Below are 12,541 nucleotides of genomic sequence, written 5' to 3'. Positions count from 1 at the left end.
GCGTCTTCCGGTTCCCTCACGGTGGTGTCGAGGAGAAGCACTCGCATCTTGAACCGCTTCTCCGCGGGGCCTCGCTGTGGGTGAGGCGGTGGGCGCGCGAGCGGGCCGCACGCATGCCAGCGTGGAGAGGACCGACAAGCCCCTGGCACAGGAGGTGCGCCGTGAGCGAGAACCCCGACAGGACGACGCCGTACGACCCGGACGACGACCCGGACACCCAGCCCGCGTCGCTCAACCCGCGGGAGGGCGAGCAGGCGTCCGGGCAGCCCACGGAGGGCCGGGGCGAGTACGAGGACACGGACGCCGACCCGGCGAACCTCAACCCCCGCGTGGGCGAGCAGGCACGGGGCGACCGCGAGTGAGCGGCACGAGCGGAGTCGTCGCCCCCGGGCCGCTGCGCGCCGACGTCGTCGTGGTGGGCGCCGGGCTGACCGGGACGGTCACCGCGCTCCTCCTCGCGGAGGGCGGGGCGAACGTCACCGTGCTCGACGCCGGGACGGCCCGCGGCACCACGACCGCCCGGTCCACCGGGAAGCTCTCGGTGCTGCAGGGCACCCGCCTCGCCCGCGTCGCCAAGCACGGCGACGAGGTGCTCCGGGCGTACGTGGCCGCGAACTTCGCCGGGATCGGCTGGCTGCGCCGCACCCTGGAGGACCTCGACGTGCCCGTCGAGAACCGGGACGACATCACGGTGGCGACCGCGGCCGAGCACGTGCCCGACGTCGACGCCGTGCTCGAGGCCTGCTCCCGCCAGGGCCTCGCCGCGGAGTGGGAGGAGCACCCGCCCGTCCCCGAGCCTGCCTTCGGCGCGGTCCGGCTCCCGGGGCAGGCCCAGGTGGACCCGCTGCGGATGCTCTCGGCCCTGCGGTCACGTCTCCGCGCGCGCGGCGTCCGGGTGCACGACGGCGTCCGGGTGCGCCAGGTGCGGAGGTCGTCGTCGGGCGTGGCGCTCCGCACCACCCGCGGGACCGTGCTCGCGGACCGCGTCGTCCTCGCGACCGGGGTGCCGCCGGGCCGCCTCGGCGGCCTGTTCCTCCGGCTCGAGGCGGGCCGGACCTATCTGACCTCGTGGGAGCTGGCCGACCGGTCGGCGCTGCCGGCAGGCTTCGCGGAGACCATGTCGATCACGGCGGGGTCCCCGGTCCGTTCGCTGCGCACCTCGGGGAACCTGGTCGTCGTCGGCGGGGAGGGGCACGCGGTCGGCCGGGAGGCGAGCCCCGCGGCCCGCGTCGCCGCGCTCGACGAGTGGGCGCGCGCGCACCTGCCCGTCGGCGTCCGGCGCCATGCCTGGTCGGCGCAGGACTACCGGAGCGACACGGACCTCCCCCTCGTCGGCCCGGCGGTGCCCGGCGACGACCGGGTGCTCGTCGCCACCGGGTACGACAAGTGGGGCCTCACCAACGGCGCGGCGGCCGGGCTGGCGCTCGCGGGCCGGATCCTCGGCGACCCGGTGGAGTGGGGGCCGCTGCTCGAGCCCTGGGCCCGCCCGCCCCGGCCCCGCGCGGCCACCGCGGTCACGTTCGCCGAGCAGGCGAAGGGGTGGGCCTGTGCGGTGACGATGCCCTCCGGCCGGCCGCCGAAGGGGACGACGGCGCGGGTGTCGCGGGTGTGCCCGCACCTCGGCGGCCTGGTCACCTGGAACGACCAGGAGCAGTCCTGGGACTGCCCGGTGCACGGCTCGCGCTTCGGGCCGGACGGGGCGCTCCTCGAAGGCCCGGCCACGGAGGGTCTGCGTCCCCGATGACGAGAATTCTTCACTGATTGCGCTATGGTGAAACTCTCCACCGGTAATGCGCGCGTGAGAAAGCGTTAACCGCGCAGCCATTGTACGGAGAATGGCCTTCCTGTCACTTCATGCGCTGAAACTTCCCCGCGCCGAAAAGCCTCGTACTGTCACGCTCAGCAGGGATGTTCCGGCCACCACGGCCGACGATCTCCCTGCTGAACCACCTTTCTGACAGCCGACGGACGGGCTGGTGACACCATTTCGGTCACCGGTACCGCCCGCGATGAGCCCTGCCTTTCGGCAGGGCGAAACCACAGGGGGAATGCGTGACACGAGGTGTTTTCACCAAGCCGTCGGCCTGGGTCGTCGTGGCCATGATCGCCGCGAGCCTGGTGGGCGTCGGGACCGCCACCGCTCAGGGCGACGCACGGTACGACCTGCCCGTCCCGGCCACCCGGGTCATGGGCCTGCAGTACGCCGACCTGCCCGGCAACGCGGGCACGGTGGACCTGTACCTGCCGGCCGACCAGCGCAAGCCCGCGCCGGTCATCGTCTGGTCCGCGGGCAGCGGGTTCATGGGCGACAACGGGAACTCGCGCGGCGAGCGGATCGCTGCCGCGCTGAGCCACCGGGGCTACGCCGTCGCGGCGGTCGCGGTCCGGTCGTCGAGCCAGGCGATCTTCCCGGCGCAGGTCAACGACGCCAAGGCGGCCGTCCGCTGGCTGCGGGCCCACGCCGACGAGTACAACCTCGACCCCGACCGCTTCGCCTCCATGGGCAACAGCTCCGGCGGGTGGGTGGCCTCCATGCTCGCCACGACGGGGAACGACCCGGCGCTGGAGGGCGCCGTCGGCCTCACCGGGCCGTCCTCGGCGGTCCAGGCGGGCGTCAGCTTCTTCGCGCCGACCGACTTCCTGCAGCAGGACGCGTACATGCTCCCGGGCGGCTGCGACATCATCAACCGGATGGGCGGCGGGACCGACTGCCACGACGACGCGACGAGCCCGGAGTCGCGCCTGCTCGGCGCACCGATCCAGGAGGTCCCCGGCCTGGCGAAGCTCGCCGACCCCGGCTCCTGGGCCGACGCCGAGACGCCGCCGATGCTGCTCACGCACGGCACGGACGACCTGCTCCTGCCCACGCACCAGGGGCAGGCGTTCTTCGAGGCGCTCAGCGCGGCGCGTGCGGAGGCCACGTTCTACACGGTCCACGGGTTCGGCCACGACATGTCGTTCCTCGACCAGGCGAACCACCACGCGCTCACGGACGTGCTCACCACCTCGGGGAACGCCAAGGTGCGGACCGCCGAGCCGGAGCCCGTCACATGGGACACCGTCGCGGACTTCCTCGACGCCGCGCTCAACCGCGGGACGCCTCCCGGAAAGCGCTGACCGGAGCGGCCGGGCCCCCGCCCGGGCCCGGCCGGTCGAACCTTCGAGCCGCCGAAACCTGTCCGGTCACCTAGACTCGGTGTCACGGAGTCATGAAGCGGCGCCAGACCATGCGGATCTGGGAGGTTCAAGTGACTACCATCTCGCACCGCACCGCCCCCCTTGTGGGCACCCGCCGTGGCGAGACCGCCACAGCGACCGTCTCGTCGATGCACTCGGTCGGCGAGCTCACCGAGGCCCTCGGCCTCGGGACCAACCTGCTTGTCGGCCGGTATCGCGTCGAGCTCACCACCGGGACGTGGTGGTGGTCCGACGAGGTGTACGCGATGCACGGCTGGGAGAGGGGCGAGGTCGAACCCGGCCTGGACGCCCTGGTCTCCCGCAAGCATCCGGACGACCGCGCCCGTGTGGTCCGCGCGGCCACCGAGGCGTTGCGGGCGGGCAAGCCGTTCGCCTGCGCGCACCGCATCATCGACGGCCACGGCCGGTCGAGGGCGGTCGTCATCACCGGTCAGGGCCGGCGCGACCCACGCGGTCGTTCCGCCGAGCTCGCCGGCTACGTGGTCGACGTGACGCCCGTCCAGAAGGAGGCCCTGGACCGGGAGTCCGACCGGGCCGTGACCCGGGCGTTCGTCAGCCAGGCGGTGGTCGAGCAGGCCAAGGGCGTGCTGATCGCCGTCCGCGGCGTCGACGAGGGCACCGCCACCCGCACGCTCCTCGAGGCGGCCAGCGGTGCCGGGGTCCCGCTCCACACCGCCGCGGCGCAGGTCATGACCGCGCTGACCGGCAAGGGCGCCATGGACGGTGTCGCCGAGGCCACCGTGGCGGGCGCGCTCGCCGCCGTCCACCCGGTGGAACGCCCGCGGGGGCACGACCCCCTGCTGACGCGTCGCCGGCCGCGACCGAAGGCCGCGGCAGCACGCTGACACGACAGTGAGCGAGCCCGTCGGGAACCGGAGCCAACGGATCCCGGCGGGCTCGACTGCTGTGCTGCGTCAGCGGACCTTGTGGGTGAGCCGCACAGCGACCCGCGCCGCGCCCTTGCTCGCCGCCCGGCGGACCAGCACCGCGGTGCCCGCGGCGACCGCCGCGAAGGCGGTGGCCTGGAGCATGTTGAGCTCGGGATCGTCGGCCTTGGTGGGCGCGGCCTTGCCGGTGACGCTCTTCCAGATGAGGCCCACGGCCTTCTGTGCCGCCCACCCGGCGGCGAAGGTCAGCGCGATGGTCGTGATCTTCACCGCAAGTGTCTGTTCCGTCTCATTCTCCGCCATGTGCTCACGGTAGCGGGACAGGGGTGAGTAGGCTTCTCGGATACGACAGGGGAGCGCCACCGGGCGCTGAGAGTGCGGACCACCGCAGACCCTTGAACCTGATCCGGTTCGTACCGGCGGAGGAAGTCGAAGGGAAAAGAAAGTGTCAGTTCGTCGTGCCATGAAGCCAGCTCCGGGGGTCGTCCTCGCCGGGGCGCTCGTGACCGCTCTCGCCGCCTGCTCGGGCGGGGGACCGGGCGAGGCGGGCGCGGGAGACGGGGACCCGGGCACCGTGACCCTCGTGACCCACGACTCGTTCGCGCTGTCCGAGGGCCTCCTCGAGGCCTTCGAGGCGGAGTCCGGCTACACCGTGAAGACCGTCGCCACCGGCGACGCCGGGACGCTCGTCAACCAGCTCGTCCTGACCAAGGGCTCGCCGCTCGGCGACGTCGTGTTCGGGATCGACAACACCTTCGCGTCGCGTGCGCTGGAGGCGGACGTGCTCGCGCCGTACACCCCGGGCACGCTGCCCGACGGCGCCGAGCAGCTCGGCGACGGCGCGCTGACGCCGGTGGACCAGGGCGACGTCTGCATCAACGCCGACCTCACCTGGTTCGAGGAGAAGGGCCTCCCGCTGCCCGTCTCGCTCGAGGACCTCGCGAAGCCGGAGTACAAGGACCTGCTGGTGGTGACCAACCCCGCGACGTCGTCGCCCGGGCTGGCGTTCCTCCTGACGACGATCGGCGGCTACGGCACCGACGGCTTCGAGGCGTACTGGCAGTCTCTCGTGGACAACGGCGTGAAGGTCGTCGACTCCTGGGAGGATGCGTACTACGTCGACTTCTCCGCCGTGGAGGGCGGCAGCCGCCCCCTGGTGCTGTCGTACGCGACATCGCCCGCGTTCACCGTGACCGAGGACGGCTCGGAGACCACCACCGGCGCGCTGCTCGACACGTGCTTCCGTCAGGTCGAGTACGCCGGCGTCCTCGCCGGCACCGACAACGAGGCCGGCGCGCAGGCGCTCGTCGACTTCCTCCTGTCGGCCGAGGTGCAGGCCGACGTGCCCACCTCCATGTACATGTACCCGGCCGACCCGTCGGTGGAGCTGCCGGAGGAGTGGACGAAGTTCGCGCCGCTCGCCCCGAAGCCGTTCACGGCCGACCCCGCCGAGGTGGCAGAGCACCGCGAGGAGTGGATCGAGCAGTGGACCGCGGTGGTGGTGGGCTGAGGCCAGAGCGCAGCGCAGGGTGGGGGCCGAGGAACGAGGCACCCGCCCGTAGCGGAGCGCCGGTCTCAGGCCAGCAAGAGAATGGGCTGAGGCCAGAGCGCAGCGCAGGGTGGGGGCCGAGGAACGAGGCGCCCGCCCGTAGCGGAGCGCCGGTCTCAGGCCAGCGAAAGTATGGGCTGAGGCCAGAGCGCAGCGCAGGGTGGGGACCCCGGCTCGGCTGGGGCCTCGCCGTCGCGCTCCCGCTGCTCTTCCTCGGCGTGTTCTTCGCGTGGCCGGTGGTCGCGCTGGTGCTGCGGGGGTTCGTGGCCGACGGTGCCGTGGACCTGGGCGGGTTTGCCGACGTCCTGAGCCGCCCCCGCACGTGGCGGCTCGTCGGGCTCACGCTCGCCCAGGCCGGGCTCGGGACGGTGTTCTCGGTGCTGCTCGGGCTGCCGCTCGCGTACGTGCTGTACCGGCGGTCCTTCCCGGGACGCGGTCTCGTCCGGGGCCTGGTGACCGTGCCGTTCGTGCTGCCCACCGTCGTGGTCGGCGTCGCGTTCCGCACCCTCTTCGTCGACGACGGCCTCCTCGGCTTCCTGCAGCTCGAGGAGACGCTCGCCGCGATCGTCGTCGCGCTCGTGTTCTTCAACGTGTCCGTGGTGACGCGGACCGTGGGCGGCCTCTGGGAGCGGCTCGACCCGCGGGCCGAGCAGGCCGCCGCCGCGCTCGGCGCCGGGCCCTGGCGGGTGCTGCGCACCGTGACGCTCCCGTCGCTCGGCCCGGCGATCGCCTCCGCCGCGTCCGTCGTGTTCCTGTTCTGCGCCACCGCGTTCGGCGTGGTCCTCGTGCTCGGCGGCGTCCGGTACGGCACCGTCGAGACGGAGATCTGGGTGCGCACCACCCAGTTCCTCGACCTCCGGTCGGCCGCCGTGCTCTCCGTGCTCCAGCTCCTCGTGATCACCGGCGCGCTCGTCGCCTCCGCCCGGGCCCGCGCGCGGCAGGAGGCGGCGCTCGCGCTCGTGGGCGACCGCGCGCCCGCAGCGCCGCTCTCGTGGCGCTCCCCGGGCGACGTCGCCGCGGTGCTCGCCGCCGCCCTCGTCGTGGGCGGGCTCATCCTCGTGCCGCTCGCCGGGCTGGTGCTCCGCTCGTTCCGCGGCCCAGGGGGCGGCTGGGGCCTGGAGAACTACGTCGCGCTCGGCACCACCGGCGGCCGGAACGCCCTGGTCGTCACGGTGTGGGAGGCCGCCGGGAACTCGTTGCGCACCGCCGCCCTCGCGACGGCACTCGCGCTGGTCGTGGGCGGGCTCGTGGCGCTCGTCGTGTCCCGCAGACCCCGGGCCGCCACCGCGCGCCGCGCCGTCACCCTGCTCGACGGGCTGTTCATGCTGCCCCTCGGGGTCTCGGCCGTGACCGTCGGGTTCGGCTTCTTCATCACTCTCGACCAGCCGCTCGGCCTGCCCGTGGACCTCCGGACGTCGGGGCTGCTCGTGCCGATCGCGCAGGCGGTCGTGGCCGTGCCGCTCGTGGTGCGGACAGTCCTGCCCGTGCTGCGCGCCGTCGACCCCCGGCTGCGCGAGGTGGCCGGCGTGCTCGGCTCGTCCCCCGGGCGGGTGCTCCGCACCGTGGACCTGCCGCTCGCTGCCCGCTCCCTCGGGCTCGCGACCGGGTTCGCGTTCGCGGTGTCGCTCGGGGAGTTCGGCGCCACGTCGTTCCTCGCCCGGCCCGACGCCGCCACCCTGCCCGTCGTCATCTTCCGGCTCATCGGGCGGCCGGGTCCCGAGAACTACGGCATGGCGCTCGCCGCGTCGGTGGTGCTGGCAGTCCTCACCGCGACGGTGATGATGCTGGCGGAACGGCTGCGCGGCGACCGCGCGGGAGGAGAGCTGTGATGCGCGCACCAGGCGCGGAGGACGGGCTGGAGGTCCGGGACGTCGTCGTGCGCTACCGGGCCAGCCGGGCGAGAGACCGCGCGGCCCGGGACACGGTCGCCGTGGACGGCGTCTCGCTCCACGTCGCGCCCGGCGAGATCGTCGCCCTGCTCGGCCCGAGCGGGTGCGGCAAGTCCTCGCTGCTGCGGGCCGTCGCGGGCCTGGAGCCCCTCGCCGCAGGCGAGGTGCGGTTCGACGGCCAGGACCTCGCCGGGGTGCCGGTGCACCGCCGCCGGTTCGGGCTGATGTTCCAGGACGGCCAGCTCTTCCCGCACCGGGACGTGACGCGCAACGTCGCTTACGGGCTGGAGGCCTCAGGGACGGCGGGCTCCGAGCGCGGTGCCCGGGTCGCCGAGCTCCTCGACGCCGTGGGGCTCGCCGGGTACGGGTCGCGCGCGGTGACGACGCTCTCGGGCGGGGAGCGGCAGCGGGTCGCCCTGGCCCGCGCCCTCGCGCCCCGGCCGCGTCTGCTCCTGCTCGACGAGCCCCTGTCCGCCCTGGACCGCGGCCTGCGGGAGCGCCTCGCGAGCGAGCTGCGCGAGGTCCTCACCGCGACGGGGACCACCGCCGTGTTCGTCACGCACGACCACGACGAGGCCTTCGTCGTGGCCGACCGCGTCGCCGTGATGGACCGCGGTCGCCTCCTCCAGGTCGCGCCGCCGGAGGAGCTGTGGCGCGCCCCGGCGTCACGCCGGGTGGCCGAGTTCCTCGGGTTCCAGGCGTTCGTCCCCGCGGCGGCGCTCCCGCCGGGCGTGCTGCCCGACGCCGGACGGCCGAGCCGGGCGGACCTGTCGCCTGAGACGGTGGTCGCCGTCGGGCCCGCAGGGCTCCGGCTGCTGCCCGACATCGGCGAGCCGCTGCGCGCCGTCGAGCAGGGGCCGCTGTGGCAGGCGTCAGTGGTGGGGACCGCGTTCCGGCGCGGCCGCGCGGAGGTGACGGTCGACGTGGACCTCGGGTCCGGCCCGGTCCGCGTCGTCGCGGTCGAGGAGCCCGCCCTCTACGACGGGGTCGCCGCCGACCCGGCCGGGCGGCGCCGTCGACCCGCCGTGGGCGAGAAGGTGACGATCGTCCTGGACCCGTCGGGCTGTGCGCTGCTGCCCGCCCTGCGATAACCCGGCGCGCCTCAGCCCGCCGGCGAGAAGCCCGTCGCCCCGCCCGCCGACCACGGCGCTGCCGGCGGGTGCGGCTGCCGGATCAGGAAGGCCTGCCGGGCCACCTGCATGAGCATGAGGAGCGCCTGCCGCTGCGGCTCGCCGACGACGGGGTCCTCCGCTCCCCGGGCCACCCGCTCGTGCAGCATCGCGAGCTCGGTGGCGCCGTGCTGGTAGTCCCGCATCGCGCGCGCCGCCCCCGTGCCGCCCACGGACTGCGCCCACGTGCGGGCCAGCCGCCGGCTGCGGAGCGTGGAGAGCATGGTGAGGTCGGCGGGCGTGACCAGTCCGCTCGGCAGGTACGCCGTGAGGTGGTGCGTCACCAGCCCGACGGTGCGCCGCCGGTCCCGGACCAGCGCCACCGAGACGCCGATGAGCACGCACAGCCCGACGAGGTACGCGAACGACAGACCGGCGTAGCCCCACCGGGTTGACCCGTTCCACAGCATGTGGAGGGCGATCGCCCCGGCGAGCCCGCCGAGGGGTGCGGCCCAGCGCTTCACGCTCCCGCGCGGCGCGAGGGCCGCGGCAGTGACACCCAGGCCGGTCATCGCCGTGCACAGGGGGTGGAGGAGCGGGGACAGCACGCCGCGCATGAGGAACGTGTAGCCCAGGAGGTCGGCCTCCACGGCCGAGATGAAGTACGTGACGTTCTCGACGGCGGCGAACCCGAGGCCCACCATGGCCGCGTAGATCACGCCGTCGGTGGGACCGTTGAGCTCGTGCCGGCGGAACCACAGCATGCCGAACAGCACCAGCCCCTTGAGGATCTCCTCGACGAACGGCGCCTCGAAGGTGGCGGTGACGTACCAGCCCTCCTCCGGGGACAGCGACGTGGTGACGAGCATGAGCCCGAGCGTGTTGAGCACGGCCGCGACGAGGGTCGCCACGCCGGCACCCCACAGGAACGCCAGGACCAGCGCGTTCGGCGGCTCCGGCTCCAGCCGGTCGAGGGCGAGCACCAGGGGGAGCCACAGCCCCAGGGGCAGGAGCGCGAGGATCAGCCCGGCGACGAACGGCGCGCCGCCCGTCACCGCCGCGTAGCCGAGCGAGACGAGCAGGCAGAGCGACGAGACCGCGATCCCGACGATCACCCCGACAGGCGGCCGGCCCGGGGACCGGCCTTGAAGGATCGCGTTGGGATCGATAACAGCCATGGGCGGGATATTACGGATCGTTGGTGCGGCCGTCCCGGCGAGCCACATCGTGTCGGCGCGCAACTACGCTGGCGCCCGTGCCTCACGAACCTTCTGTCGCATCTTCTGTCGCCCTGGAGCTCGCCGTGCAGGACCCCGCCGGGGCGCTGGTCGCGGCCGGCGTCGGCGCCCTCCGGGTGGAGCTGTGCGCCGCGCTGGGCGCGACGGGCGGGATCACGCCGTCGGCCGGGCTCCTCGAGGCCACGCTGGACGCGCTCGGGCCAGGATCCGCCGTCGGCGTGCACGTGCTGGTCCGCCCGCGGCCGGGCGGCTTCGTCTACGACTCCGTCGAGGCGACGGTGCAGGCCCGCGACGTCCGTGCGGCGGTCGCGGCGGGCGCCGCGGGGGTCGTCGTCGGCGCGCTGCTGCCCTCGGGGGCCGTGGACGTGGCGACGGTACGCCTGCTGGTCGACGCCGCCCGCGCCGCCCGGTCCGACGCCGAGGTCACCTTCCACCGGGCGATCGACACGGTCGCCGACCCGGTCGCCGTGCTGGACGTGCTGGCCGGCCTCGGTGTGACCCGGGTGCTCACGTCGGGGGGCGCGCCCCGCGCCGTCGACGGGCTGGACCGGCTCGCCGCCCTCGCGTCCCGCGGGCGCGAGCTGGGCGTGCAGGTCATGGCGGGCGGCGGCGTGCGCCCCGACGACGTCGGCGCGCTGGTCGCGGTGGGCGTGCACGCCGTGCACCTGTCCGCGAAGCGCACCGTCACGGACGACGGCGGTCCCGGCGGCGGGGGAGACGGCGGCTACGAAGTCACGGACGAGCCGGTGGCGCGGGCCGCGGCGGAGGCGCTGGCACTCGCCCTCACGCGGTGACGCCGAGATAGTGCCTTCGTCCGACGAGGTCACTACCCCGGCGGGAGACGAACGCCGGGATAGTGCCTTCGTCCGACGGAGGCACTATCTCGGCGCCTGGCTGGCGGCAGGTCAGCCCCGCAGCTCGCGGTACTTCGTGATCAGCGCGGCCGTGGACGCGTCCTGTGCGGCGAGCGCGGCGTCGTCGCCCGCCACGGCCGGGGCGACCTCGAGCGCGAGCTTCTTGCCGAGCTCCACGCCCCACTGGTCGAACGAGTCGATGCCCCAGACCACGCCCTGCACGAAGGTGATGTGCTCGTAGAGGGCCACCAGCTGCCCCAGCACCGACGGCGTCAGGGCGGGCGCGAGGATCGACGTCGTCGGCCGGTTGCCGGAGAACACGCGGGCGGAGACCAGCTCCTCCGCCGTGCCCTCCGCGCGCACCTCGTCGGCCGTCTTGCCGAAGGCCAGCGCCTTGGTCTGCGCGAAGAAGTTGGCGAGGAACAGCCCGTGCACGTCGGCGCCGGCCTCGACGGCCCCGCCGTCTCCCACGTTGTCCGCCAGGGGGTACGCGGGCTGGGCCACGGCGATGAAGTCGGCCGGGATCAGGCGTGTGCCCTGGTGGATGAGCTGGTAGAACGCGTGCTGGCCGTTGGTCCCGGGCTCGCCCCAGAAGACCTCGCCCGTCTCGGTGGTGACGGGTGTGCCGTCCCAGCGCACCGACTTGCCGTTGGACTCCATCGTGAGCTGCTGCAGGTACGCGGGGAAGCGGTGCAGCTGCTGCGCGTAGGGCAGCACGGCGTGCGTGTGCGCGCCCCGGAAGTTCGTGTTCCACACGTTGAGCAGGCCCATCAGGACCGGCACGTTCTTGGCGAGCGGCGCCGTCGCGAAGTGCTCGTCCATGGCCCGGAAGCCCGCGAGCAGCTCGGCGAACCGCTCCGGCCCGATCGCGATGGCGAGCGACGTCCCGATGGTGGAGTCCATCGAGTACCGGCCCCCCACCCAGTCCCAGAAGCCGAACGCGTTCTCGGGGTCGATGCCGAACGCCGCCACCTTGTCGAGCGCGGTGGACACGGCCACGAAGTGCTTCGCGACGGCGTCGCGGCGGCCGTCCTCGGTGTCCTCGATCGCGCCGGCGGCGACGAGCGAGCGGAGCAGCCAGTCGCGGGCGAGCCGTGCGTTGGTCAGGGTCTCCAGGGTGCCGAAGGTCTTGGACGCCACGATGAACAGCGTGGTGGTGGGGTCGAGGTCGGCGGTCTTCTGGGCGACGTCGGTGGGGTCGATGTTCGAGACGAACCGGACCTCGAGACCCTCGGCGACGTACGGCTCGAGCGCCTCGTAGGCCATGACGGGCCCCAGGTCGGAGCCGCCGATCCCGATGTTGACCACGGTCCGCACCTGCGAGCCGGTGACGCCCGCCCACTCGCCGGACCGCACCTTGTCGGCGAACGCGTACATCTTCCGGAGCTCGGCCTGGACGTCGGAGTCGATGTCCTGCCCGTCCACGACCAGCGCCGGGGTGGTGCCCGCCGGGCGCCGGAGCGCCGTGTGCAGCACCGCACGGTCCTCGGTGACGTTGATGTGCTCCCCGGCGAGCATGGCGTCGCGGCGCTCGGCCACTCCTACCTGCTCGGCGAGGGCCACCAGGGACGCCAGCACCTCGTCGGTGACCAGGTTCTTGGAGAGGTCCACGTACAGGTCGGCCGCCTGGAAGGCGAACCGCTGGGCGCGTCCGGGATCGGTGGCGAACCAGCGCCGGAGGTCGGGCTCGAGGGTCTCGGACTGCTTGCCGAGGTCAGCCCACGCGGTGGTGGTCGTGGCGTCGACGGGGGAGGTACTCATCGGGGCGTCCTGCGCTTCCGGTCGGGTGGATACGTCCGCACCCCAACCTAGTGACC

Annotated in this window: 11 protein-coding genes and 1 riboswitch; of the genes, 8 read left to right on the top strand and 3 right to left on the bottom strand. The window is 73.9% G+C overall.

Annotated features, from left to right (window positions below; genetic code table 11):
- The first annotated feature begins 161 nt into the window (after positions 1-161).
- From D1350_RS23875 to D1350_RS20585, 4 genes are all read left to right on the top strand, one after another.
- Positions 162-362: a hypothetical protein gene (locus tag D1350_RS23875; RefSeq protein ID WP_164545256.1), complete on the top strand. Its 201-nt coding sequence runs from the start codon at positions 162-164 to the stop codon at positions 360-362.
- A complete protein-coding gene (locus D1350_RS20595) occupies positions 359-1,744 on the top strand; it encodes an FAD-dependent oxidoreductase (protein WP_164545255.1) in 1,386 nt (461 codons plus the stop codon). The genes D1350_RS23875 and D1350_RS20595 overlap by 4 nt, the downstream gene beginning before the upstream one ends.
- Positions 1,745-2,052: 308 nt before the next feature.
- The gene (locus D1350_RS20590; protein ID WP_125777918.1) at positions 2,053-3,117 is read left to right on the top strand and encodes an alpha/beta hydrolase; all 1,065 of its coding nucleotides are present in this window, start codon (positions 2,053-2,055) and stop codon (positions 3,115-3,117) included.
- 131 nt (positions 3,118-3,248) lie between these two features.
- Complete coding sequence (locus tag D1350_RS20585; RefSeq protein ID WP_240644249.1) at positions 3,249-4,043, top strand: PAS and ANTAR domain-containing protein; 795 nt, start codon at positions 3,249-3,251, stop codon at positions 4,041-4,043.
- A gap of 69 nt (positions 4,044-4,112) precedes the next feature.
- Here D1350_RS20585 and D1350_RS20580 read toward each other — a convergent pair whose 3' ends face one another.
- Positions 4,113-4,388, bottom strand: coding sequence for a DUF4235 domain-containing protein (locus tag D1350_RS20580; RefSeq protein WP_125777917.1), 276 nt, complete (start codon positions 4,386-4,388; stop codon positions 4,113-4,115).
- Between the two features lie 37 nt (positions 4,389-4,425).
- Positions 4,426-4,530, top strand: a riboswitch (TPP riboswitch).
- Positions 4,531-4,548: 18 nt separating this feature from the next.
- Between D1350_RS20580 and D1350_RS20575 the strand changes: the two genes are divergently transcribed.
- From D1350_RS20575 to D1350_RS20565, 3 genes are all read left to right on the top strand, one after another.
- Positions 4,549-5,595, top strand: a complete 1,047-nt coding sequence (locus tag D1350_RS20575) for a thiamine ABC transporter substrate-binding protein (RefSeq protein WP_125777916.1) — start codon at positions 4,549-4,551, stop codon at positions 5,593-5,595.
- Positions 5,596-5,771: 176 nt separating this feature from the next.
- A complete protein-coding gene (locus D1350_RS20570) occupies positions 5,772-7,463 on the top strand; it encodes an ABC transporter permease (protein ID WP_476692391.1) in 1,692 nt (563 codons plus the stop codon).
- Positions 7,463-8,614, top strand: coding sequence for an ABC transporter ATP-binding protein (locus D1350_RS20565; RefSeq protein WP_125777915.1), 1,152 nt, complete (start codon positions 7,463-7,465; stop codon positions 8,612-8,614). Before D1350_RS20570 ends, D1350_RS20565 begins: the two co-directional genes overlap by 1 nt.
- An 11-nt stretch (positions 8,615-8,625) precedes the next feature.
- Here the strand turns inward: D1350_RS20565 and D1350_RS20560 are convergent, their stop codons facing one another.
- Positions 8,626-9,810 carry a PrsW family intramembrane metalloprotease gene (locus D1350_RS20560; protein WP_125777914.1) on the bottom strand — a complete coding sequence of 395 codons (1,185 nt, stop codon included), beginning with the start codon at positions 9,808-9,810 and terminating at the stop codon, positions 8,626-8,628.
- Between the two features lie 77 nt (positions 9,811-9,887).
- On the opposite strand from D1350_RS20560, the gene D1350_RS20555 reads away from it, so the two are divergent.
- The gene (locus D1350_RS20555; protein WP_206074619.1) at positions 9,888-10,664 is read left to right on the top strand and encodes a copper homeostasis protein CutC; all 777 of its coding nucleotides are present in this window, start codon (positions 9,888-9,890) and stop codon (positions 10,662-10,664) included.
- A 111-nt stretch (positions 10,665-10,775) separates the two neighbouring features.
- Here the strand turns inward: D1350_RS20555 and pgi are convergent, their stop codons facing one another.
- Positions 10,776-12,485: a glucose-6-phosphate isomerase gene (gene pgi / locus D1350_RS20550; protein ID WP_125777913.1), complete on the bottom strand. Its 1,710-nt coding sequence runs from the start codon at positions 12,483-12,485 to the stop codon at positions 10,776-10,778.
- Positions 12,486-12,541: the final 56 nt, after the last annotated feature.

The sequence above is a fragment of the Antribacter gilvus genome, from assembly GCF_003946865.1.
GTDB lineage: Bacteria > Actinomycetota > Actinomycetes > Actinomycetales > Cellulomonadaceae > Antribacter > Antribacter gilvus.
The sequence above is the reverse complement of the archived record's forward strand: the minus strand, read 5'-3'. Positions and strand labels throughout refer to the sequence as shown.